Here is a 23,527-nt window from a genome sequence, read left to right as displayed (position 1 = left end):
TTACGACAGGTGACTCAGTTCACCGCGTTGATCTCCACCGAGCCACGGCCGACGACCGCGCCCTCGACGGTGGTGACGGCCATGTCACCGAAGAGCTCCCGACCGGCGGCCGGGGTGCTCAGCGCGGTCACCGAACCGGTCAGGGTCGCGGTGCCGCCGTTGGGCAGGAACAGCGGCGTGGACGGCGCGGAGAGCGAACCCAGCGCCGGGGACGCGAACGAGTCCCGGTAGTCGTACGCCGTGCCGCCCGCGGCGACCGCGTAGCCCTCGATGACCACCCGGTACGTGGCGGCGACCGGGTTGTTCAGCGTGACCGCCTCCTCCGAGTCGCCGTCGGCCGACCGGCCCACCTCGGTGGCGCCGCGGAAGATGTACAGGTCCAGGTCGGCGCCCAGGTCGGAGGTGTTGCCGATCCGGGCGGAGAACGAGGTGGTCCCGGCCGGGATGTCCACCGTGTACTCCTGCGTGGCGCCCTCGGTGATGGTCGGCCGCTCGGCGCGGACGCTGGACAGCGGCCCACCGACGCCGGTCACCCGGACCGGGCCGAACGTGTTGGTCAGGCTCCAGCTCACCGGGGTCGGCGTGCCGGCGGTGACCGCCGGCAGCTGGACCACGGCCGGCTCGACCTTCACGCCCTGCACCCGCGCCTGCAGCTGGAACGGGTTGTCCAGCGCCGGCGACGTGCGCCGCGACTCCACCTCGATCTCCCAGACACCCGGGATCGGGTTCTGGTAGTCCCGCTCCTGCGGCTTGCAGGCGGCGGCGTCGGAGAAGTTGGTGTAGCAGGCGGTGCTCGCGGTGCTCTCGACCGGCACGCCGTACGGGTTGATGGCGATGAACCGGGTCTGCGAGCCGGTCGCGATGCCGGACAGGTTGACCTGGAGCGCGCCCGCACCCTGCGGAACCGTGACGAAGTACGAGGTGAAGCTGTTCCGCTCGACCGAGCCCTCGGCCGAGAAGGAGTAGGCCGGAGCGCTCACCGCGTTGGAGGCGACCACGACGGTGGCGACCTCGAAGTCGACCACCGAGGTGGCCGGGTCGTCGACGGTCAGGATCGCGCCGTGCGCGCCGGTGGTCATCGGCTTGGCCTTCACCTGGACGGTGACGGTCTTGTTCAGCGGCAGCCACACCTCGGAGCGGACGGAGAAGGTGCCGTCGTTGCCGCGGAGGCCGAGCAGGTGCTTGACGCTCTTGTTCGGGCCGCTGGTCCGGGTCAGCTTGACGTCGTAGGTGCGGCTCTTCTTGACCGTCTGGCCACCCCGGTCGGCGGCGCACCGGTTGTAGATGCCGGTGCCCACGTTCGGGTTCGGCACGAACGTGCCGGAGTCCCGGTCGTAGCGGGTCAGGTTCGGCGACAGCTCGGTGCAGACCGCGGCCTCAGAGGTGTACGTGCGGGTCTGCACGCCGGCGGCCAGCAGGTTCCACGCGCCCGGCACGTTGAACATGCCGTAGCCCTGGGCGTACGTCGGGACGTCCGCGATCGGCTTGGCCGAGGTGTAGACGGCCCGGCGCAGAGCGGCCGGGGTGACGCCCGCGCCGGTCGCCTTGGCGGCCGACAGCAGCAGCGCGGCGGCGCCGGTGGCCTGCGGGGAGGCCATCGAGGTGCCGTTCAGCATCTGGTAGCCCGGGGGCAGCGGGTAGCCCGCCTCCGGCACCGGGTTGCCCGCCTGCCAGGTCGGCGCGGTGGAGATGGCCGAACCGGGAGCGGAGATGTTCGGCTTGAAGCCGCCGTCCTCGCGCGGGCCGCGGGAGGAGAAGTTGAACAGCGCGTTCTCCTTGCGGACCACCGAGCCGTAGTTGGCCAGCCAGGTGTCCTTGCTGATGTTCGCCGCGACGCTGACCACGTCGGTGGCGACCGACGGGTCGCCGACCGTGTTCAGGCCCGGGCCGGAGTTGCCGGCCGAGATGAACAGCTGCACGCCGTACGTGTTGATCAGGTCGTTGTAGAGGACGGCCCGGGCGTTGGAGCCGTCGTTCAGCGCCGGCAGGCCACCGATCGACATGTTCACCACGTCGACCTTGCGGTTGACCACGAGGTCCACCATGCCGGTGGTGAGCGCCGCCGCGGTGCAGCCGCCACCCCAGGAGCAGGCGCGGGCGGAGACCAGCTTGGCACCGGGCGCGGCGCCGTCGAAGGCGCTGTTGCCCAGCATGTCGTTGGCGGCGGTGATGCCGGCGACGTGGGTGCCGTGGGTGCTCTCGATGATGCCGATGTTGACGTAGTCGACCAGGCCGGGGCCGCCGACCGGGGTGGTGTCGACGTTGCGCCGGAACTCGACCACGAACGGGATCTGCTCCCGGACGGCGGTGGCCGGGTTGTCCGTGCCGAAGTGGCCGACCTGGAACTTCTCCTTGTACGGCCGCATCACCTCGTCGTCGGTGAAGTCGCGGTTCTGGTTGACGTCCACCCGGATGTCGCCGTTGGCCGGGTTGTAGAGGATGCCCCAGGAGTCGGTGGTGTCGCCGTCGCGGTTGACGTCACCGGCCGGGTCGCTGCCCGCGGTGATGGACTCGCGGAAGGTGTTGAACCGGTAGGTGCCGGCCGGCGCGGTCCAGGTCAGGGCCGAGGCGCCGGTGCCCGTGGTGAAGGTGGGGCCGCTCACCTCGGTGATCATCGCGCGCCAGGTGGCGTCCTCGAGCGGATCGGTCGCGGTGACCCAGTCGACGATCTTGCGCTCGCCGGTGGTGGTCTTCTGCAGCGCCGGCTGGTCGAGGTCCACACCGGAGTCCATGATGCCGATGGTGACGCCGCGGCCGTCCCACGTCGGGTGCGCGGCCTTGAAGGCCTCCGCGCCGGTCTCGTTGGTCGGCATGTACGGGTTGACCGCGCCGGTGTCCCCGCCGGGGCCGGCCAGCGTCTCACCCTGCTCGGCGGCCTTGGCGCCGTTCGGGGCGGCCTCCGGTGCCGGGTCGGGGAGCTTGATGGTCTCGTCGAGGTCGACGGCGGCGACGCCGGGCAGCGTGGCGGCCTTGAGCGCCTTCGCGGTCGGCACCTTGGCCAGCACGTAGCCGACCTGGTCGTACCGCTGGCTGACGGTGGCGCCGAGACCCTTGAGCCCGTCGACGACCTTCTTGGCCGAGCCCTTCCGGGCCGCGATGATCATCGTGACGGTCGGCGCGTTCTTCGCCTCGGCCGCGTCGAGCAGCTTGGCGTCGTGGGCGCCCAGGGCCTTCGCCGCGGTCGGCTGCGAGGGCTGGGGGGCGGGGGCCGCGCTCGCGGTCGCGGCGCCACCCCCGACGGTCATGGCGCCGGCCGCGAGGACCGAGGCGAAGAGCGCGGCGGAGGGGCGCCGGCTCCGATTGCGGGGTTGACTCACGTTCTCTTCCTCCAGAGAACAGGGCCCTTCAGAAGACAGGGCACGTGTGACGCAGATCCTTCGTGCCGTGACGAGATGTGTCACTACCCGGGATCGGTTTGTGACCACTCCGTGACACGGATCGGCCGTCGTCGTCACGTGCGCCGTGTTAAACGTCGATGTCTGCTGACCGTTCGGCCGATGTGGACGGCCGGCCCAGCAACTCGGGCGCCTGCGGCTGACGGGGGGCCAGCTCGACCTGCGCCGGCGTGGGCAGCTCGTCGTCGGAGACGCCCAGCTCGGCGAGCTTGCGGGCGCTGACCAGCACCCGGGCCTCCAGGGAGCCGACCGCGCGGTTGTAGGCCGTCACCGCGCCGCTCAGCGAACTGCCCAGCTTGCCGACGTGGTCGCCCAGGGTGGACAGCCGCCCGTAGAGCTCGCGGGCCAGCGAGTGGACGGTCGCCGCGTTGCGCGCCAGCGCCTCCTGCCGCCAGGAGTAGGCCACCGTGCGCAGCAGCGCCACCAGCGTGGCCGGCGTGGCCAGCACCACGTTGCGGGCGAACGCGTGCTCCAGCAGCGTCGGGTCGCGTTGCAACGCCACGTCGAGGAACGGGTCGGCCGGCACGAACAGCACCACGAACTCGGGGGTCTGGTCGAAGGCCGACCAGTAGGACTTGGCGGCGAGACCGTCGACGTGCGCCCGCAGGTGCCGGGCGTGCGCGTCGAGGTGGGTGTCGCGCCCGCGCTCGTCGCGCGCCTCCATCGCGGTCAGGTAGGCGTCGAACGGCGCCTTCGCGTCGACCACCACGGTGCGCCCGCCGTGCAGGCGCACCACCAGGTCGGGGCGGACCCCCTGCTGGTCGGTGGCGGCGGTGACCTGCTCGCTGAAGTCGCAGTGCTCCAGCAGGCCGGCCGCCTCGACGATCCGCCGGAGCTGGTGCTCGCCCCACCGGCCACGCACCTGCGGCGCGCGCAGCGCGGCGACCAGCTGCTTGGTCTCGGTGCGCAGCTCGCCGGAGACCGCGCTCATCGAGCGCACCTGCTCACGCAGCTCGGCGTAGGCGTCGACCCGGTCGCGCTCCAGCTCGGCGACGCGTTGCTCGTAGCGGCGGAGCGTGTCGTGCAGCGGCGCCACCGCGCGCGCCACCGCCTCCTGTGACTGCGCGGTCGCCTCGTAGCTGAGCGCCCGCATGGACTGCTCCAGCCGCCCTTCGCCGGCCTGGGCGGCGGCCAGCGTCGCCTCCAGGCGGGCGACGTCGGCCGCGGCCCGCCCGCGGGCCGCCAGCCAGCCCACCGCGCCGCCCGCGGCGAGGCAGAGCACCACCACGGCCAGCGTCGAGAAGCTCATGGCAGAAAGCTTGCCAAACGGGTACGACGTGCGCGCGCTGGGTACGTTCGAGGTCATGGAAGTTGCCCTGTGGGTGTTCCTGATCGTGATGCTCGGAGGTGCGCTGGTGTTCTGGCGGTGGGGGAGCAGGTCCCGGCGGGCCGACGAGATGGCGGACGCCCGCGCCGAGGCGCAGCGCTGGTACGAGCGGCTGGGCGGTCAGCTGATGAACCTGCACGGCGACGCCCCGGCGGTCCGGCAGGCGCTCGCCGACGCCGGTGAGCGGTACAACGCGGCCGGCTCGCAGCTGGAGCAGGCGCGCACCCCGCACCAGTTCGCGCTGGCCCGGGAGACCGCGCTGGAGGGGCTGGCGTACATCCGGGCGGCGCGGACGGCGATGGGCATCGACCCGGGCCCGGAGCTGCCGCCGCTGGCCGCCGCCCGCGGCGCCGGCATGCTCACCAAGGAGCGCGAGGTCGACGTGCAGGGCCAGACGTTCCGCGCCGGCCCGCAGCCGGGGAACCGGACGCCCTACTACTACCCCGGCGGCCACATGCAGGGCCGGCCGGTGCCGGCCGGCTGGTACTCGACGCCGTGGTGGAAGACCGCGCTCGGAGCGGGCGCCGGCGTGCTCGGCGGCATGCTGATCGCGGACGCGCTCTTCTCGCCCGCGTTCGCCGACCCCGGGTACGACGCCGGCTACCAGGAAGGCTTCGGCGACGGTCAGGACTTCGGCGACCAGGGCGGCGACATGGGCGGTGGGGATATGGGCGGCGGTGGTGACTACGCCGGAGGCGACTTCGGCGGTGGCGGGGACTTCGGCGGTGGCGACTTCGGCGGCGGAGATTTCGGCGGCGGCGACTGGTAGCGCGTGCCGCGCGCCGAGCGCGTGGTTAAAAAGGGCCCCCTCTTATGCACGAGGCGTTAAGAGGGGGCCCTTCCTTACACCTCAGCCGGTGTTGCGCATGCCGGCGGCGATGCCGTTGACAGTGGTCAGCAGCGCCCGCTCCAGCGCCGTGCCGTCGTTCGGCGCCCGTCGGCCGCCCGGCGCGGTCGCCACCGCCCGGCCGGCGGCGCCGGACTCGCGGTACTGCCGCAGCAGCGCCACCTGGAGGTGGTGCAGCGGCTCCAGGTACGTGTCCCGCACGGCGAGCGTGCGCTGGAGCACCGGCGAGTTCTCCAGCAGGGCCGGCGAGGCGGTGACCGCCAGAACCTCCCGCTTGGTCAGCTCGTACTCCTGCTCGATCGTCGAGAAGATCGGGTGCAGCTTCTTCGGGACCAGCGTCTCGACGTAGCGGCGGGCGATGCTCAGGTCGGTCTTGGTCAACATCATCTCGACGTTCGACAGGAACGTGCGGAAGAAGTGCCAGTTCCGGTTCATCTCGGCGAGCACGTCGGCCAGGCCCGCCTCCCGCGCGGCGGCCAGCCCGGACCCCACGCCGAACCAGCCCGGCACGATCTGCCGGGTCTGGGTCCAGCCGAACACCCACGGAATGGCCCGCAGGCCGGACAGGCCGGCGCCGGTGTTCGGGCGCTTCGCCGGCCGGGAGCCGATGTTCAGCGCGCCGAGCAGCTCGGTCGGGGTCGACGCCCAGAAGTACGCCGGCAGGTCCGGGTCCTCGACCAGGGACCGGTAGGACCCGAAGGCGGCCCCGGACACCACGTCCATCGCCGCGTCCCAGCGCTCCAGCATCTCGGCCGGCTGCCGGGGTGCGGTGTGCAGCAGCGTCGCCTGAAGCACGGCGGCCACGGTCAGCTCCAGGTTCTCCCGGGCCAGCGCCGGCAGCGTGTACTTGTCGGAGATGACCTCGCCCTGCTCGGTCACCTTGATCGCGCCGTCCAGCGTGCCGTAGGGCTGGGCCAGGATCGCGTCGTGGGTGGGGCCGCCGCCCCGGCCGACGGTGCCGCCCCGGCCGTGGAACAAGCGCAGGTGCACGCCGTGCCGGGCGGCCACGTCCCGCAGCGCCCGCTGGGCCCGGTGGATGGACCACTGGCTGGTGGTGATGCCGGCCTCCTTGTTGGAGTCGGAGTAGCCCAGCATCACCTCCTGGACGTCACCGCGCGCCGCGACCAGCGCCCGGTAGGCCGGCAGCGACAGCAGCTCGTCGAGCAGCTCGCCGCCGGAGTTCAGCTCGGCCGGCGTCTCCAGCAGCGGCACGATGCCGATCCGGGCCCGCCCGCTGTGCACGTCGACCAGGCCGGCCTCGCGGGCCAGCACCACGGCGGCGAGCACGTCGTCCACGCCCAGGGTCATCGAGATGATGTAGGACTCGATGACCTCGGGGCCGAACCGGTCCTGCGCCTCGCGGATCGCGGAGAACACGTCGAACGTCTTGCGCGCCGCCTCGGTGAGCGGGCTGTCCTGGGTGGAGAGCGGCCGGCGGCCGGTCAGCTCGTCGGCGAGCAGCTTGGTGCGCTCCAGCCGGGTCAGCGACGGATAGTCGGAGACCTCGCCGACCGCCTCGTAGAGCTGGGCCAGCACCTCGTGGTGCTTCTCCGCGTGCTCCCGGATGTCCATGGTCGCCAGGTGCAGCCCGAACGCGGAGACGGTACGGATGGTCGAGGCGAGCCGGCCCACGGCGGTGAGCTGCCCGGAGTTGCGGGCCAGCGACGCGCGCAGCAGCTCCAGGTCGGCGATCAGCTCGGTCGAGCCCTGGTAGTCGCGGCCCGGCACGTGCGGGGTGCCGGCGCGCAGCCGCTCCCGGGTGTTGGCCAGCTTCGCCTTCACGCAGCGCGCCTTGAGCCGGTAGGGCTCCTCGGCGTTGACCCGGCGGAACCGGGGCGCGACCTCGGGCAGCGCGTCCAGGTCCTTGGCCAGGCTGGCGGAGAGGTCGAGCGAGACCGCGCGCAGCCGGCGGGAGACGCTGACCTCGCTGATCAGCTCGTCCATCGCCTTCTCGGTGGCCTCGATGCCGTGCTCGTGCTGGATCCGCAGCACCTCGCGGGTGACCGTCGGGGTGACGAACGGGTTGCCGTCGCGGTCGCCGCCGATCCAGGTGCCGAACGTCAGCGGGCGGGCGGTCGGCGAGGTCTCCACGCCGAGCGTGCGCAGCGTGTCGGCGAGGTCGTCGAGGACCTGCGGCGCGGCCTCGGCGTGCAGGTCGCGCAGGTAGTAGATGGCGTTGCGGGCCTCGTCGGTCGGGTCCGGCCGGTCGAGCCGCAGCTCGTCGGTCTGCCACATCAGGTCGAGCAGCTCGGCGAGGCGGCGGTTGGCCGGGCCCTCGTCGCTGGCGCCGTAGAGGATCGCGTTGGCGGTCTCGGTGTCCAGCTCGTCGGCGACCGCGCGCAGCTTGGACAGGATGGACCGGCGGGCCGCCTCGGTGGGGTGGGCGGTGAAGACCGGGCGTACGGCGAGCCGGCGGGCCGCCGCGGCGATCTCCTCGGCCGGCACGCCGCGCTCGGCGATCATCTTGGCGGCCTGGTCCAGCCAGCCGCCGTGGGTGGCGCGCCGGCGACGCAGGTCGCGGGCGCGGTGCACCTGCTCGGTGATGTTGGCCAGGTGGAAGTAGGTGGAGAAGGCGCGGGCCAGCTTCGTGCCGGTGGTGACGTCGAGCCCGGCGAGGCGCTGGGCCGCGGCCGGCGCGTCGGAGCGGACCTGGGCGCGGATCTCCTCGACCAGGTCGAGCAGCGGCCGGCCCTCCTGACGGGCCAGGGTCTGCCCGAGCAGCGTGCCGAGGCGGCGGATGTCGGCCCGGAGAGCGGCGTCGGGGCCGTCGTGGTCGTGCTGGTCGGTCACGGTTGCGCTCCTTACGCGAGGACGAAGGACAGCGCTGTCCGACTCCCCTGGATGGTATCCGCGTGGGCCCCGACGGCAGGAGGGGGACGGCGTGATGATCTGCACTCTGGGACGGGCCGGCAGGTCAGCGCTCGGCCGCGGCGTGCCGTCCCGAACCGGTCCGCGCGGCGCGTCGGCGGGCCCGGAACATCGTGGCGGTGAGCAGACCGGCCAGGCCGGCGACCACCCAGACCAGCAGCCCGGTCAGTGCCCAGCCGCCGCCCCGCCAGTCGAAGTAGATCGCCGACTTGAGCAGGTCGGTGGCGAGCCCGGGGACGTTCCAGCGGTGCATCCCGCGCAGGAACGGCGGCAGGAACTCGGGCGCGTAGATGCCCCCGGAGCCGGGGTTGCCGAGCACCACCAGCAGCAGGATCACGATGCCGGTGCCGAGCAGCCCGAGCCACGCCTGCACGGCCGACGCGACCATCCCGGCGGCGAACGCGGCGAGCGCGCCCACCACCGCGATCGTGCCCACGTCGTGCGGGAAGACGTCCAGCACGGGCCCGACCAGCACCGCCCCGATGACGCCGAGCAGGACGGAGTGGACGGCGAGCGTGGCGATCCGCAACCCGGCCCGGCGCAGGCTGCCCGGGCTGGTGCCGAGCGAGATGCCCAGCGCCGTGGAGGCCAGGTAGCCGCCGAGGACCACGCCGACCGCCAGGTAGAACGGGACCAGGCCGCGCGGGTCGCCGCCGGAGACCGGCACCTCGTCGGTGACCGCCAGCGGCACGCCGGCCTGCCGGGCCGCCTCGGTGAACACCTCGGTGACGAGTTCGGTGGCGGCGGGCGCGCCGGCGCTGGCCGTGGCCAGGGTCAGGCCGCCGCCCGGGGCGGAGCCGAGCACGGCGTACACCGAGCGGTCGTTGAGGCCGTCGTCGGCACGTTCCCGGCTGTCGTACCCGACGGGTTTGACGATGTCGGTGCGGGCGCGGACGGCCGACATCACGGCCTGCGCCTGCTGGTCGGTCGTCACCACGGCGACCGGCACGTCCTTCGGGTCCGGCTTGTGCAACGCGCCGACGTAGGCGGCGATGAACGCGCTGGCCAGCGCCAGGGTGCCGAGGACCAGCGCCGCCGTGCGGGGCAGCCAGTCCCGGGTACGCAGCTCCGCCTCGTCGTCCACGGGCTCAGCCTATTGCCGGCATATGCCCGGCTCGTGGCGTTTCGCCGGGCGGAAATCGCTGGTGCCGGCCGATAGCGTTCGGATCATGACGCCGCCGCGCTATCCCACCAAGCCGAAGCCGGGCGACCGGGTCGCCGTCGTCTCACCCTCCGCCGGCCTGCCGGGCCTCTTCCCGCACGTGTACGAGCTGGGCCTGCGCCGGCTCCGCGACGAGCTGGGGCTGGAGCCGGTGGAATATCCGACCACCCGGCGGATGGGCGCCGACCCCCGGGACCGGGCCCGGGACCTGACCGCCGCGTTCGCGGACCCGACGATCACCGCGGTGCTCGCCACCATCGGCGGGGACGACCTGATCACGGTCACCCCGTTCCTCGACGACGAGGTGATCCGGGCCAACCCGAAGCCCTACTTCGGCTACTCCGACAACACCAACGTGCTCAACCACCTGCACAGGCTGGGAATCGTCGCCTACCACGGCGGCTCGGTGCTGGTGCACCTCGGCCGGCCGGGCAGCCCGCACCCGCTGACGCTCGACTCGCTGCGCGCCGCGCTGTTCACCTCCGGCTGGTACGACCTGGCCCCGGCCGCCGACTGGGGCGACGAGACGCTCGACTGGGGCGACCCGCGGACGTTGACCGAGGAGCCGCCGATGCTCCCGGGCGAGGGCTGGCGCTGGCACGGGCCGGATCGGGTCGTGACGGGCCGGACCTGGGGCGGCAACCTGGAGATCGTGCACTGGTTGGCCGCCGCCGACCGGATCCCGTCCGCCGCCGAGCTGGCCGGCTCGGTGCTGCTCGTGGAGACCTCGGAGGAGATGCCGCCGGCCGAGGAGGTCTTCCGGATGGTGCGGAACCTGGGCGAGCGCGGGCTGCTCGCCGGCTGCCCGGCGATCGTGGTCGGCCGCGCCAAGGCGTGGAACTTCGACCGCCGACTGTCGGTCCCGGAGCGGATGGCCTGGGCCGAGGAGCAGCGGGCGGCGATCCTGCGGGCGGTCGGGCCGTACGCCGACGACCCGGTGGTGGTCTTCGACGTCGACCTGGGTCACACCGACCCGCAACTGATCGTGCCGTACGGCGGGGAGATCCGGGTGGACGCGGTCGAACGCCGCATCGCGGTCCGCTACTGACGCCGGCCCCGCTCCGGCCGGGTCAGTCGTCGAGGACGGCGAAGGCGCGGACCGGGAAGGTGCCCATGCCGGCCACCCTCGGCGGGGCGGCGGTGAACCGGAATCCGGTCGGCGGCAGCGCGCCCAGGCCGGTCAGGTGCTCCACGATCGGGATGCCGGCGGCCAGCAGGGCGCTGTGCGCCGGTCGTTCGCCGGCCGCCGCCGGGGTCATGTCGTCGATGTTGATCGAGTCGATGCCGACCAGCGCCGCGCCGGCCTCGACCAGCCAGTCGGCGCCGTCGGCGGTCAGGTAGGGCGCCAGCGGGCCGGCGTACGCGTCGGTGCCGAAGTGCGCGTCCCAGCCGGTGTCCAGCAGCACCGCCCGCCCGGTGACCTCGTAGGGGGCGAGGAGCAGCCGGTCCACCGCCCGGGTGCCGGCCGGGACGCGCACCACCAGGCCGGGCAGGTCGGCCAGCCGGTCCAGCGGGATCCCGGTCAGGTCGGGCCCGTCGGCCCAGCGGTGCGACGGCGTGTCGACGTAGGTGCCGGTGTTGGCGATCATGTCGATCCGCGCGACGTGGAACTCGACGCCCGGCGCGTACCGCTCCCGGGACGCCTCCCGGGTCAGCCAGTCGGTGATCCGCGGCCCCGGCCAGCCGGGCAGCGTGACCAGGCCGTCGGTGATCTCGTGGCTCAGCTCGACCAGGCGTCGCCCGCCGGGGGCCGCGGCGGCGACGCCACGTCCGCCCTTGTGCGGCTCCTCCACCACGGTCCGGTTGCTGATCCGCACCTCGCCGACCATGAGCAGCCCGAGGTGCCGCACGAGCAGCGCCGCCAACTCGTCGTCGGTGATCCCCGGGCCCGGCACGTCCAGCCGGAACCCCTCGGTACGCAGCCCACCGCCGTTGGCGAAGCGGACCTCGGCGTCGAAGACCGCCCGGTATTCCCCCGTCATGCCTCCACCGCACCATGTCGAGGCGCCCCGGTCAAGATCATGGGGGAGGTGCCGCAGGGGGGAGTGCGGCACCTCCGCGGCACGCCGTGAACCGGCGGCGCAGGACCGGCTTCGGGTGTCGGGCCTCCCCGAACAGGCCCGCGTACCCCTGGCCGGGTCGCCATCTCCCCATGGCGACCCGGGCCGGGCTGACGGGATCCATCCTCGCCGGACCCGACCGGGCGGTTCTTGAAGAATCTTGCTCGGATCGTCGAGCGAACGTTCAGGCGGCGTCCAGGTCGGCCTCGCCGGCGGCGAAGAGCCGGCGCAGCCGGGCCGGCGGGTGCCCCACCTGCTCCCGGACCACCCGGGTCAGGTGCGCCTGGTCCGCGAAGCCGTACGTGGCGGCGACCTCGCCCAGCGGCGGGCCGTCGCCGTCGGCCAGCACGTCCAGCAGGGAGCGGACCCGCAGCCGGTTCCGGTATGCGGTGAGGCTCTGCCCGGTGACCCGCTGGAACACCCGGCTCAGGTGGTGCGGTGAGCAGCCCACCTGGGCGGCGACGTCGGTCAGTCCGAGCCGGGAGTCCGAGGCGGCCAGCACCTCGCGCGCCCGGTCGGCCAGCCGGCGGTGCGCGGCGAGCGTGGCCGGTCGGCGTCGGACCGCCCGTTCGATCTCGGCTCCCGGCTCGCCCGCGCCGACCGGGCTGGCCGCCAGCAGCCGGCCCAGGAAGCGGTGCACCCGCTCGGTGAACTCGAACCGGTCCAGCCCGGCCGCCGCGCGGGCCACCAGCATCCGGTGCTCCAGGTCGAGCCGCTCGTCGACGCTGCCGTCCCAGCCGCGCCGGCCCAGCCACCGGTCGGTGTCCGGCCGTTCGCCGAGCAGTTCCGGGGACAGCTCCAGACAGGTGTAGACGTCGCCGTCACCCAGCGGGTGCGCGGCGTACATCTCGTCGCCGGGGCGGGTGAGCAGGACCGAGGTGGCGTCCACCACGCTGAGCTGGCCGTTGAGCCGGCGCAGGGAGACCCCCGAGCGGCCGAGGAAGACCCGGTGCCCCAGGTCCCGCGCGGGCCCGTGCCAGCCGGGGTCCTCGACCACGCACCGCACCTGGTAGAGCAGCATGCCGGGGGCGACCCCGAGGACCCGCCAGCGGCCCGGCGTGGTTCGGGTCCGGGGATCACTACCGACCTGTTCCGGCATTGCCCCTCCCCTTCCGGCCTACGCGGTGCCACCGGAGATTGTCCCCGGCGCGGGATAGTCTCGACAGGTGCACCCCCCGTCCGGCTGGACGCGGGGTCCTCGTCGTGTCGAGCCGCTGGAAGTGATCACTGATGCTCACCGGACTCTTCTCCGCCGCCCTGGCCGACCCCGGGCTGGCCCGGGCGCGTGACCTGGCGCGCTCCGGTGCCGCCCGGGTCGACGGCCTCGACCTCACCGCCCCCGCCGCGCTGCGCCCGTTCGCGGTGGCCGCCGTCGCCGCCGACGAGCCGGCCGGCGGCGCGGGCCGGCCGGTGCTCGCGGTCACCGCCACCACCCGCGAGGCCGACGACCTGGCCTCCGCGCTGGGCAGCCTGCTGCCGCCGGAGCAGGTGGCGGTCTTTCCGTCCTGGGAGACGCTGCCGCACGAGCGGCTCTCGCCCCGCTCCGACACGGTCGGGCGGCGGCTCGCGGTGCTGCGCCGGCTGGCCCACCCCGCCTCGGCCGACGCGCACGGGCGCACCGGGCCGCTGCGGGTGGTCGTGGCACCGGTGCGGTCGCTGCTCCAGCCGCAGCTCAAGGGCCTCGGCGACCTCGAACCGGTGCAGCTCGCCGCGGGCGACGAGGCCGACCTGGAGGAGGTCGCGCGCCGGCTCACCGACATGGCGTACGCCCGGGTCGACCTGGTCACCAAGCGCGGCGAGTTCGCGGTGCGCGGCGGGATCCTGGACGTCTTCCCGCCCACCGACGAGCACCCGTCCCGGGTCGAGTTCTGGGGCGACGAGGTGGAGGAGATCCGCACCTTCGCCGTCGCCGACCAGCGCACCATCGAGGGGGTCGCGCAGCTGTGGGCGCCGCCGTGCCGGGAGCTGCTGCTCACCCCGTCGGTCCGGAAGCGGGCCGCCGCGCTCGCCACCGAGCATCCCGAGCTGGCCGAGATCCTGGACAAGCTGGCCGAGGGCATCCCGGTCGAGGGGATGGAGTCGCTGGCCCCGGCCCTGATCGGCGCCGACGCGCTGGAGTTGCTGGTCGACTGCATGCCGGCCGGCACCCACCTGCTGCTCTGCGACCCGGAGCGGATCCGCACCCGGGCGCACGACCTGGTCCGTACCTCGGAGGAGTTCCTCCAGGCCAGCTGGGCCGCGGCCGCCGTCGGCGGCCAGGCCCCGGTCGACCTCGGCGCCGCCGCCTTCAAGACCCTGGCCGAGGTACGCACGGCGGCCCGCGCCCTGGGCCAGCCCTGGTGGACGCTCGCCCCGTTCGGTCTGATCGAGGCCGACGCGGCGCCGGCCCGGCAGCCCTGGGAGGACGCGCCGACGGAGGTCGACGTCACCCCGGACGACGCCATCGCGGTGACCCTGGCCGCCCAGCCCGCCCCGCTCTACCACGGCGAGACCGCCCGGGTGGTCGACGACCTGAAGCGCTGGGCCGGTGAGGGCTGGTCGATCGCGCTGGTCTTCGAGGGCCACGGCCCCGCCCAGCGGGCCGTCGAGGTGCTCCGCGACGCCGGCCTCGGCGCCCGGCTCACCGAGGAGGTGCCCGCCGCGCCCGCCCCGGGCGAGGTGCTCGTCTCCTGCGGCTGCCTGACCGCCGGGTTCGTCGACGAGGCGTCGAAGTTCGTGCTGCTGACCGGCGACGACGTCACCGGCGGCCGGGGCACCTCCACCCGCGACATGCGCAAGATGCCCAGCCGGCGACGCAACACCATCGACCCGCTGGAGCTGAAGGCCGGCGACTTCGTGGTGCACGAGCAGCACGGCATCGGCCGCTACGTCGAGCTGGTGCAGCGCACGGTCAACGGCGCCAGCCGCGAATACCTGGTCATCGAGTACGCGGCGAGCAAGCGCGGCCAGCCCGGCGACCGCCTCTTCGTCCCCACCGACCAGCTCGACCAGCTCTCCCGCTACGTCGGCGGCGAGCAGCCCACGCTGCACAAGATGGGCGGCTCGGACTGGCAGAAGTCCAAGGCCCGGGCGCGCAAGGCGGTCCGCGAGATCGCCGCCCAGCTGATCCAGCTCTACGCCGCGCGCAAGGCGTCCAAGGGGCACAACTTCGGTCCGGACACCCCCTGGCAGCGGGAGCTGGAGGACGCGTTCCCCTGGCAGGAGACGCCGGACCAGATGGCCGCCATCGAGGAGGTCAAGCGGGACATGGAGCAGACCGTCCCGATGGACCGGCTGATCTGCGGCGACGTGGGCTACGGCAAGACCGAGATCGCGGTCCGGGCGGCGTTCAAGGCGGTGCAGGACGGCAAGCAGGTGGCGGTGCTGGTGCCCACCACCCTGCTGGTGCAGCAGCACTACAACACGTTCGCCGAGCGGATGAGCCAGTTCCCGGTCAACATCCGGCAGCTCTCCCGGTTCCAGACCCCGAAGGAGTCCGAGCGGACGCTGGAGATGGTCGCCGACGGCAGCGTCGACATCGTCATCGGCACCCACCGGCTGCTCCAGGCGGCCACCCGGTTCAAGCAGCTCGGGCTGGTCATCATCGACGAGGAGCAGCGCTTCGGCGTCGAGCACAAGGAGCACCTGAAGACGCTGCGCGCCTCGGTCGACGTGCTCGCCATGTCGGCCACCCCGATCCCCCGGACGCTGGAGATGGCGATCACCGGCATCCGGGAGATGTCCACCATCGCCACCCCGCCGGAGGAGCGGCACCCGGTGCTGACGTTCGTCGGGGCGTACGACGACCGGCAGGTGGCCGCCTCCATCCACCGTGAGCTGCTGCGCGACGGGCAGGTCTTCTACCTGCACAACCGGGTCGAGTCGATCGACCGGGCGGCCCGCCGGCTCCGCGAGCTGGTGCCCGAGGCCCGGGTGGCGGTGGCGCACGGCCAGATGGGCGAGGAGGCGCTGGAGAAGGTGATGGTCGGCTTCTGGGAGAAGGAGTTCGACGTCCTCGTCTGCACCACGATCGTCGAGTCCGGCATCGACATCCCCAACGCCAACACGCTGATCGTCGAGCGCGCCGACCTGCTCGGCCTGGCCCAGCTGCACCAGATCCGGGGCCGGGTCGGCCGGGGCCGGGAGCGGGCCTACGCCTACTTCCTCTACCCGGCGGACAAGCCGCTGACGGAGAACGCGCACGAGCGGCTGGCCACCATCGCGCAGCACACCGAGCTGGGCGCCGGCATGTACGTGGCGATGAAGGACCTGGAGATCCGGGGCGCCGGCAACCTGCTCGGCGGCGAGCAGTCCGGCCACATCGAGGGCGTCGGCTTCGACCTGTACGTCCGGATGGTCGGCGAGGCCGTGTCCGCCTTCAAGGGCGAGAGCACGGAGGAGGAGACCGAGGTCAAGGTCGACCTGCCGATCGACGCGCACCTGCCGCACGACTACGTGGCGGTGGAGCGCCTGCGGCTGGAGATGTACCGCAAACTCGCCGAGGCGCGCGACTCCGAGCGGCTGCGCGAGGTGGTCGCCGAGATGACCGACCGCTACGGCGAGCCGCCCGCGCCGGTGCAGAACCTGGTGGCGGTGGCGCGGTTCCGGCTGCTGGCCCGCCGCTACGGCCTCACCGACGTGTCGATGCAGGGCAAGCACATCCGGTTCGGTCCGCTGCCGCTGCCCGACTCGAAGCAGATGCGGCTCAAGCGCTACCACCCGGACTCGGTCTACAAGCAGGCGCTCGACCAGGTCAGCGTGCCGCGACCGAGCACCCGCCGGATCGGCGGCGAGCCGCTGCGCGACCAGGCGCTGCTGGAGTGGTGCGGTCAGCTCCTCTCCGACGTCCTGGGCGAGCCCGAGGAGCTGGCCGGTTCTGCCAGCCCCGCAGTGGCGAGCGGCCGGTGACACAGCGAGCCCGAGGAGCTGGCCGGTTCTGCCAGCCCCGCAGTGGCGAGCGGCCGGTGACACAGCGAGCCGGCGGCGGCGCAGCCGGCCGGGGCGGGGGCGCGGTGAGGTGGGCGGCGTCACAGCCGGGTACGGGGCGTGAGAGAGTGACCGTCATGCGTGCTCGCCGTCTCCTCGCCGCCACCAGCGTCGCGGCCCTCGCCGCGCTCTCCCTCGCCGCCTGTGGCCGGTCCGCCCCGGACGTCGCCGCCTACGTCGGTGACCGGACCTACTCCGTCGACCGGGTGGACACGATCCACGACGAGGCCCAGACCGCGTACGCGGCCTCGGTGCGCGACGCCGCAGCGCAGCAGGGCGCGACCCCGTCGCCGGAGCAGCTCAAGCTGAACGTGGACCGCCAGGACGTCCTCAACCTGCTGATCGGCATCGACCTGGGCAAGCGGGTCGCCGAGGAGAAGAAGATCCCGGTGCAGGACCAGCTCACCGCCGAGCAGCTCGGCAAGGAGCTGGGCGTGCCCAACACCGAGTACGCGACGCTCGCCGCCGAGTGGTACGACCTCTACCTGGCCCTGGAGCGCGGCCTGCCGCCGGCGGAGCTGAGCGACGGGTCGCGGACCGACCTGTACGACGCGCTGGTCAAGGCCGGGGTGGCCCCGGCCGGGTGGTCGGCCGAGGAGCAGCGCAAGCAGTTCGCCGAGGCCGCCTTCACCCGGCAGGTCGGTGCGGTGAGCGTGGCGCTGCGGGACGAGGTGCGCAAGCTCGACGTGACCGTCAACCCGCGCTTCCCGACGTTGGAGATCCCGGCGCTGCTCCAGACGCAGGGCGGGTTCCGCCAGTACGACCTGCCGTACGTGGACGGCGCGGACCAGGTGACCGACGTCTCCACCCCGGAGCCGGAGTCGACCGGGCCGGAGTCGGTCGAGCCGAACGCGTCGGTGGCGCCCTGAGCATGACGGCACGCATCGTCCTGCTGGTCACCTCGCCCCGGCTGCCCGCCGGCCTGCTGACCTCGGCCGCCTGGGACGCCGTACGCTCCGCGCCGGTCTTCGCTGGCGCGGAGAGCGAGCTGACCCGGGTGGTCCGGATGGCCGGCGCCGAGGTGAGCGTGCTGACCGAGGGCGCGACGCAGGCGCTCCTGGACGCGGTGTCGGCGCACGGTGGCGCGGTGTGGCTGGCCGGCCCGGCCGGTGACGAGTCGCTCGCCCGCGAGCTGGGGTTGCGGCTGGCCCGCGAGCCGGGCCTGGCCGAGTTGGAGTTGATGTACGGCTCGTGGGACCCGCCCGGCGCCCGGCTGCTCGACGCGGTCGAGGTGATGGACCGGCTGGCCTCGCCCGGCGGCGACCCGTGGAAGCGGGCGCAGACCCACCGCAGCCTGGCCGGGTTCCTGCTCGAGGAGTGCTACGAGGCGTACGACGCGATCAGCGCCGACGACACCGACGCGCTGCGTGAGGAACTGGGCGACGTGCTGCTCCAGGTGCTGCTGCACGCCCGGCTGGCCGAGAACCTGCCGGAGGGCGAGAGCTGGACCGTCGACGACGTGGCCGGTGGCCTGGTCGACAAGATGGTGCGGCGCAACCCGCACGTGTTCTCCGGCGAGCGGGCCGGCTCGATCGAGGAGATCGAGGCGAACTGGGAGCGGATCAAGCGGGCCGAGAAGACCCGCGACTCGGTGCTGGACGGCATCGCGTTGAGCCAGCCCGCGCTGGCCCTGGCCGCGAAGATCCTGGACCGGGCCGGCCGGGTCGGGCTGGCCGTGCCGCCGCCGCTGGCCGAGTCCCAGGTGGACGCGGAGGCACGCCTCGGCGCGAGCCTGCTGTCCACGGTCGCCGCCGCCCGGCAGGCCGGAATCGACCCGGAGGCGGCGCTCCGGCGCGCCACCCTGGCCTACGCCGAAGCCGTCCGAGCCGCCGAACACCCCACCCCCACCAACCCTCCCGCCTGACCCCCACCCCCGCGATCTTGCACTTGCGGCTCTCCCGACGTCGCAAACACCCCATTCGCCGGGGCGCGAAGTGCAAGATCGCCGAGGCTGTCCGCCCAGCCCGGCCCCATCGACCAAGCCCCGCCGGGAAGCGGGACTCGCGGCCCACATCGCAGGAAAGGCGGTAGATCTTGGAACGAAAGTGCCCTTGTGGGGGCCGTTTCCTACCAAGATCTACCGCGCTCGGCCGGGGCGGGGGGCCAGATTCGGTGACCGAGGAGCTTGTGTCGGGAGGGGCGCCGGGGGAGTCGCGAAGTCCTTGATCAATGCGACGGCGGGGGCAGTGGGAGGGCGGGGCCCGGCGGCGCGGTCGGTAGGGTTTCGGTATGGAAGCGTTCGTGCCGCTGGCGGAGCGGATCGTCGAGGCGTTGCTGGAGAGCCGGCCCGGGCTGGCCACCGCCGCCGGAGACCACCGCTACGACGACCGCCTGCCCGACCTCTCCGCCGACGCGCTCGCCGCCGACCAGGCGATGCTGAAGGACGCGGCCGACGCGCTCTCCGAGATCGACCCGGACACGCTCGACGTCGAGGAGAGCGTCGACCACGCGCTGCTCAGCAGCCTGGTCGACCGCGGGCTGTTCGAGGCGACCGAGATCCGCGGCCACGAGTGGGACCCGCTGCGCCACAATCCCGGCCCGCTGCTGCACGCGTTGCTGGCCCGCCCCTACGCCCCGGTCGAGGAGCGCCTCACCCACCTGGCGGGGCGCCTCGCCGCCGTACCGGACGCCCTGGCCACCGCGCGCGCGACGCTGCGCGACATGCCGCGGATCCACGCCGAGACGGCGGTCGGGCAGTTCACCGGCACGGCGGCCCTGGTCCGCGACGAGGTGCCCGCGCTGCTCGCCCAGGCGCCGGCGCTGCGCGACCGGGTCGGCCCGGCCGCCACGGCGGCGATCGCCGCGCTGGACGAGTTCGTGGCCTGGCTGCGTCTCGGCCTGGCCGCCGACGCCGGTCCCGGGCGTGACCCCCGGCTGGGTCGGCGACGCTGGGAGGCGCGGCTCTGGCACACGCTCGACACCGAGCTGGGCGCCGCCGAGGTCCAGCGCCGCGCCTGGGCCAACCTCGACCGGGTCACCGAGGAGATCCGGGCGGCGGCCGTCGAGCTGGTCGGCGGTCCGGCCGACGACGAGACGGTACGCCGGGCGCTGGACCTGCTGGCCGCCGAGCACCCGGACGACGCCACCATCGTCGACCTCGCCTCCGTCACGCTCGACGAGGCGAGTGACTTCGTCCGCCGGCACGACCTGGTGAGCCTGGTCGACGACCCGTGCGTGATCCAGGAGATGCCGGAGTTCGCCCGGGGGGTGGCGGTGGCCTACTGCGACTCGCCCGGCCCGCTGGAGACGGCCGACGTGCCGACGTTCTACTGCATCGCGCCCACCCCGGCGGACTGGCCGGCGCAGCGGGTCGAGTCGTTCTACCGGGAGTACAACGACCACATGATCCGCAATCTGACCGTGCACGAGGCGATGCCGGGTCACTTCCTCCAGCTCGCCCACGCGCGGCGCCACGCCGGGCCGACCCGGGTGCGCGCGCTCACCGAGTCGGGTGTGTTCATCGAGGGGTGGGCGGTCTACACCGAGGAGCTGATGGCCGGGCTCGGCTTCGGTGGGCTGCCGGTGCGCCTGCAACAGCTCAAGATGCAGCTCCGGATGACCATCAACGCGCTGCTCGACCAGCTCGTGCACTGCGACGACCTGCCCGAGTCGGAGGCGATGGCGCTGATGACCGGGCGCGGCTTCCAGGAGGAGGGCGAGGCGGCCGGCAAGTGGCGGCGCGCGTTGCTCACCTCCACCCAGCTCTCCACCTACTTCGTCGGCTACAGCGAGATGGCCGACATCGCCGCCGCGCGACCCGCCGACGTGCCGGTCCGGGAGTGGCACGACGCGATGCTGGCGCACGACTGCCCGCCCCCGCGTCACCTGCGTACGCTGCTGGGGCTCTGACGGGTCAACCGCGCGCGACCACCGCGTCGATCAGCCAGCGGGACAGGGAGTACGCCGGCGGCAGCTCGGCCGGTAACGCGTCCACCGGGAACCAGCGGGCCTCGGTCAGCTCCGCCCGGTCGACCACCGGCTCCGCGGCCGGATCGGTCACGGTGGCGATGAAACCGGCGAGCAGCGTGCCCGGCCCGGACAGCGCCCACGGCTGGCTGTCCACGTACGCGGGGCGGTCCAGCGTCAGGCCGACCTCCTCGGCGACCTCGCGGTGCACCGCCGCCTCCAGCGACTCGCCCGCCTCGACGAAGCCGGCGACGAGCGCCCACAGCTCCGTCGGCCCGTGGGCGTGCCGGACCAGCAGCAGCTCGCCCGGGCGGGTGATCGCGGTCAGCACCGCGACGGAGAGCGGCAGGTAGCCGGTCAGCCCGCACGTCGGGCAGCGCCGCGCGGTCTCGCCCGGCACGTCGGCCAGCTCGGCCCGGCAGGCCCCGCACCACCGGTGCGTACGCCGCCAGGTGACCACGGCGAGCGCGCGCCCCGCCAGGTCCGCCGCGGCGGCGGGTAGTTCGGCCGCGAGGCCGCGCCAGCTCCGCCACCGGCCGGGCAGGGAGTCCGGGTCGCTGACCTCGGTCGCCCAGGCCGGCACCCCGTCCAGCGTGCCGACCGCCACCCAGCCGGTCCGGGCGGGCAGTTCGCCGATCCGCGGCAGTCGACCGTCGGCGCCGGTCAGCAGCTTCCGTCCGGCCACCGCGAGGGCCAGGTCGTCCGGTTCCGGCGGCCGCGCGTGGTCGGCGACGGGACGGAAGCCCGGTGCGTCGGCGGCGCGGGACGTGGGGCTTCCGGTGCCGCCGGGGTTCACGACGTGGTGGTGCGGCGGTCGACCACGCCGGCGCCGGCCGGCACCGCGAACGCGGCGGCCTCGACCGTCTCGGTGTAGCGGCTCAGCGTCACCTCGGCCGGCTTGCCGTCGAGCCGGCCGGTGAAGCTGCCCAGCACCCCCTCGTTGGTCACGCAGGCGGTGAAGCGTTCCCCGGCGTTCGTGACGTCGACGCAGGTGGCGTGGTGCCCGGCCAGCGTGGTGTCGCTCTGCGTGATGACCGCCTCGGGCCGCAGCGCGGCGTCGGTGAGCAGCCGGATCACCGCCGGCGGGGTGACCAGGCCCTGCTTGCGGGCCTCGTCGTAGACGATCACGGACGGCTTGCCGGCGGTGAGCAACGGCGGGGACACGGTGCAGGAGGTGCGGGTGGCGGTGCTCGCGCACCGGGTCACCGCCTCCTGGGTCACCGTGATCTTGCCGCCGGGCCAGGTGTAGGTGGAGCGGAGCGGCTCCTCGGTCTGGGCGATCGAGGCGGTCCGCCCGCCGTCGAGCTGGTATTCCGCGGCCCAGGTCTGCTCCAGCGCCCGGTCCATCCGCGCGGCGAGGTCGTTGACCAGATCGGCCCGCCCGAGGGCGACCCCCGCGTCGTCCAGGGCCTGGCATCCGGTGACCGAGAGCGACACGATGACCGAGGCGGCGAGCACACGGAGAGTCGTCGAGGCGGCAGGCATGATGCCCAGCCTTGTCGATCGACGCAACCTCTCGCAAACCCGTTGCCGGTTGACGCCCGGTAATCCGGGAATGTCCGTCTCAGCTCGCGCCGTGGGGTCCGCCCCGAGCGGCGTACGGGAGGGCGGGGACCGATACGCTGCGTTCAACACCTGCCTCAGCCGCACCGTCGCGGCCCATACCGGACCGGAACCACACAAACGAGGAGCGACTCAGTGGCAACCATCGAGGGAATCGTCGCCCGGGAGATCCTGGACTCGCGGGGCAACCCGACGGTCGAGGTCGAGGTCGGGCTCGACGACGGCACGATCGCCCGCGCCGCGGTGCCGTCCGGCGCCTCCACCGGCGCCTTCGAGGCGGTCGAGCTGCGCGACGGTGACAAGGACCGCTACCTGGGCAAGGGCGTCGAGAAGGCCGTCGCCAACATCGAGGACCGGATCGTCGACCAGCTCATCGGCTACGAGGCCAGTGAGCAGCGGCTGATCGACCAGAAGATGATCGACATCGACGGCTCGGACAACAAGGGCGAGCTGGGCGCCAACGCCATCCTCGGCGTCTCCCTGGCCGTGGCGAAGGCCGCCGCCGGCAGCGCCGAGCTGAGCCTCTTCCGCTACCTGGGCGGCCCGAACGCGCACCTGCTCCCGGTGCCGATGATGAACATCCTCAACGGTGGCGCGCACGCCGACTCGAACGTCGACATCCAGGAGTTCATGATCGCGCCGATCGGCGCGCCGACGTTCCGGGACGCGCTGCGCTCCGGCGCCGAGGTCTACCACGCGCTGAAGACGGTGCTGAAGAAGAAGGACCTGTCGACCGGGCTCGGTGACGAGGGCGGCTTCGCCCCGAACCTGCCCACCAACGCCGCCGCGCTGGACCTGATCGCCGAGGCGGTCGAGAAGGCCGGCTACCGGCTCGGCACCGACATCGTCTTCGCGCTCGACGTGGCCGCCACCGAGTTCTTCGACAACGGCAGCTACACGTTCGAGGGCAGCGCCAAGAGCGCCGAGGAGATGAGCAACTACTACACCAAGCTGGCCGGCGACTACCCGATCGTGTCCATCGAGGACCCGCTGGCCGAGGACGACTGGAGCGGCTGGGCCACCCTGACCGCCGCGCTGGGCGACCGGATCCAGATCGTCGGCGACGACCTGTTCGTGACCAACCCGCAGCGCATCGCCCGGGGCATCGCCGAGCAGGCCGCCAACGCGGTGCTGGTCAAGGTCAACCAGATCGGCTCGCTCACCGAGACGCTGGACGCCGTGGACCTGGCCCACCGGGCCGGCTTCCGGTGCATGATGAGCCACCGTTCCGGCGAGACCGAGGACACCACCATCGCCGACCTGGCGGTCGCCACCGGCTGCGGGCAGATCAAGACCGGCGCGCCGGCCCGCTCCGACCGGGTGGCCAAGTACAACCAGCTGCTCCGGATCGAGGAGGAGCTGGCCGACGCGGCGCGGTACGCCGGCGCCGGCGCGTTCCCGCGTTACCGTTCGGCCTGAGGCCGACGCTCCGGG

At 73.4% G+C, this 23,527-nt stretch carries 15 protein-coding genes; 7 read left to right on the top strand and 8 right to left on the bottom strand.

Features of this window, described 5'->3' with window-relative positions; all coding sequences use genetic code 11:
• Positions 1-14: 14 nt before the first annotated feature.
• On the bottom strand, positions 15-3,317 hold the full coding sequence (locus GA0070622_RS28950; RefSeq protein ID WP_091582044.1) for a S8 family serine peptidase: 3,303 nt from the start codon (positions 3,315-3,317) through the stop codon (positions 15-17).
• Between the two features lie 148 nt (positions 3,318-3,465).
• Positions 3,466-4,644 (bottom strand): DNA recombination protein RmuC, encoded by a 1,179-nt coding sequence (gene rmuC / locus GA0070622_RS28945; RefSeq protein ID WP_091582041.1) that lies wholly within the window; start codon positions 4,642-4,644, stop codon positions 3,466-3,468.
• A gap of 55 nt (positions 4,645-4,699) precedes the next feature.
• Here rmuC and GA0070622_RS28940 point away from each other — a divergent pair, with 55 nt between their 5' ends.
• A complete protein-coding gene (locus GA0070622_RS28940; protein WP_091584187.1) occupies positions 4,700-5,491 on the top strand; it encodes a hypothetical protein in 792 nt (263 codons plus the stop codon).
• 81 nt (positions 5,492-5,572) lie between these two features.
• On the opposite strand, the gene ppc is transcribed toward GA0070622_RS28940, so the two are convergent.
• A complete protein-coding gene (gene ppc, locus GA0070622_RS28935; protein ID WP_091582037.1) occupies positions 5,573-8,359 on the bottom strand; it encodes a phosphoenolpyruvate carboxylase in 2,787 nt (928 codons plus the stop codon).
• A 124-nt stretch (positions 8,360-8,483) separates the two neighbouring features.
• A complete protein-coding gene (locus GA0070622_RS28930; protein WP_091582032.1) occupies positions 8,484-9,521 on the bottom strand; it encodes a hypothetical protein in 1,038 nt (345 codons plus the stop codon).
• Positions 9,522-9,606: 85 nt separating this feature from the next.
• On the opposite strand from GA0070622_RS28930, the gene GA0070622_RS28925 reads away from it, so the two are divergent.
• On the top strand, positions 9,607-10,647 hold the full coding sequence (locus GA0070622_RS28925) for a S66 family peptidase (RefSeq protein WP_091582028.1): 1,041 nt from the start codon (positions 9,607-9,609) through the stop codon (positions 10,645-10,647).
• Between the two features lie 22 nt (positions 10,648-10,669).
• On the opposite strand, the gene GA0070622_RS28920 is transcribed toward GA0070622_RS28925, so the two are convergent.
• Positions 10,670-11,581 (bottom strand): cyclase family protein, encoded by a 912-nt coding sequence (locus GA0070622_RS28920; protein ID WP_091582024.1) that lies wholly within the window; start codon positions 11,579-11,581, stop codon positions 10,670-10,672.
• Positions 11,582-11,843: 262 nt separating this feature from the next.
• On the bottom strand, positions 11,844-12,758 hold the full coding sequence (locus GA0070622_RS28915; RefSeq protein WP_091582021.1) for a helix-turn-helix domain-containing protein: 915 nt from the start codon (positions 12,756-12,758) through the stop codon (positions 11,844-11,846).
• 131 nt (positions 12,759-12,889) lie between these two features.
• Here GA0070622_RS28915 and mfd point away from each other — a divergent pair, with 131 nt between their 5' ends.
• From mfd to GA0070622_RS28895, 4 genes are all read left to right on the top strand, one after another.
• On the top strand, positions 12,890-16,546 hold the full coding sequence (gene mfd, locus GA0070622_RS28910; RefSeq protein WP_091582018.1) for a transcription-repair coupling factor: 3,657 nt from the start codon (positions 12,890-12,892) through the stop codon (positions 16,544-16,546).
• A gap of 155 nt (positions 16,547-16,701) precedes the next feature.
• A complete protein-coding gene (locus GA0070622_RS28905; protein WP_091584184.1) occupies positions 16,702-17,493 on the top strand; it encodes a hypothetical protein in 792 nt (263 codons plus the stop codon).
• Between the two features lie 2 nt (positions 17,494-17,495).
• On the top strand, positions 17,496-18,488 hold the full coding sequence (locus GA0070622_RS28900) for a nucleoside triphosphate pyrophosphohydrolase (RefSeq protein ID WP_091582015.1): 993 nt from the start codon (positions 17,496-17,498) through the stop codon (positions 18,486-18,488).
• A 365-nt stretch (positions 18,489-18,853) separates the two neighbouring features.
• Positions 18,854-20,473, top strand: coding sequence for a DUF885 domain-containing protein (locus tag GA0070622_RS28895; protein WP_091582012.1), 1,620 nt, complete (start codon positions 18,854-18,856; stop codon positions 20,471-20,473).
• 4 nt (positions 20,474-20,477) lie between these two features.
• On the opposite strand, the gene nudC is transcribed toward GA0070622_RS28895, so the two are convergent.
• Together nudC and GA0070622_RS28885 are read right to left on the bottom strand one after the other, a co-directional pair.
• On the bottom strand, positions 20,478-21,326 hold the full coding sequence (gene nudC / locus GA0070622_RS28890; protein ID WP_091582008.1) for an NAD(+) diphosphatase: 849 nt from the start codon (positions 21,324-21,326) through the stop codon (positions 20,478-20,480).
• Entirely contained in the window at positions 21,323-22,015 is a 693-nt protein-coding gene (locus GA0070622_RS28885; RefSeq protein WP_091582005.1) for a hypothetical protein, read from the bottom strand. The genes nudC and GA0070622_RS28885 overlap by 4 nt, the downstream gene beginning before the upstream one ends.
• Positions 22,016-22,228: 213 nt before the next feature.
• Between GA0070622_RS28885 and eno the strand changes: the two genes are divergently transcribed.
• Positions 22,229-23,512, top strand: a complete 1,284-nt coding sequence (gene eno, locus GA0070622_RS28880; RefSeq protein WP_091582000.1) for a phosphopyruvate hydratase — start codon at positions 22,229-22,231, stop codon at positions 23,510-23,512.
• The last annotated feature ends 15 nt before the right edge of the window (positions 23,513-23,527 follow it).

Origin of the sequence: Micromonospora sediminicola, assembly GCF_900089585.1 — a bacterium.
In the GTDB taxonomy this organism is placed as follows: Bacteria; Actinomycetota; Actinomycetes; order Mycobacteriales; family Micromonosporaceae; genus Micromonospora; species Micromonospora sediminicola.
The sequence above is the reverse complement of the archived record's forward strand: the minus strand, read 5'-3'. Positions and strand labels throughout refer to the sequence as shown.

What these genes read in the sequence shown, in the direction of transcription:
- GA0070622_RS28900 (WP_091582015.1), top strand. Translation starts at nt 17,496, where the DNA reads ATGACGGCACGCATCGTCCTGCTGGTCACCTCGCCCCGGCTGCCCGCC.
- GA0070622_RS28885 (WP_091582005.1), bottom strand. Translation starts at nt 22,015, where the DNA reads ATGCCTGCCGCCTCGACGACTCTCCGTGTGCTCGCCGCCTCGGTCATC.
- GA0070622_RS28915 (WP_091582021.1), bottom strand. Translation starts at nt 12,758, where the DNA reads ATGCCGGAACAGGTCGGTAGTGATCCCCGGACCCGAACCACGCCGGGC.
- GA0070622_RS28895 (WP_091582012.1), top strand. Translation starts at nt 18,854, where the DNA reads ATGGAAGCGTTCGTGCCGCTGGCGGAGCGGATCGTCGAGGCGTTGCTG.
- rmuC (WP_091582041.1), bottom strand. Translation starts at nt 4,644, where the DNA reads ATGAGCTTCTCGACGCTGGCCGTGGTGGTGCTCTGCCTCGCCGCGGGC.
- GA0070622_RS28940 (WP_091584187.1), top strand. Translation starts at nt 4,700, where the DNA reads ATGGAAGTTGCCCTGTGGGTGTTCCTGATCGTGATGCTCGGAGGTGCG.
- GA0070622_RS28905 (WP_091584184.1), top strand. Translation starts at nt 16,702, where the DNA reads ATGCGTGCTCGCCGTCTCCTCGCCGCCACCAGCGTCGCGGCCCTCGCC.
- GA0070622_RS28925 (WP_091582028.1), top strand. Translation starts at nt 9,607, where the DNA reads ATGACGCCGCCGCGCTATCCCACCAAGCCGAAGCCGGGCGACCGGGTC.
- GA0070622_RS28920 (WP_091582024.1), bottom strand. Translation starts at nt 11,581, where the DNA reads ATGACGGGGGAATACCGGGCGGTCTTCGACGCCGAGGTCCGCTTCGCC.
- mfd (WP_091582018.1), top strand. Translation starts at nt 12,890, where the DNA reads ATGCTCACCGGACTCTTCTCCGCCGCCCTGGCCGACCCCGGGCTGGCC.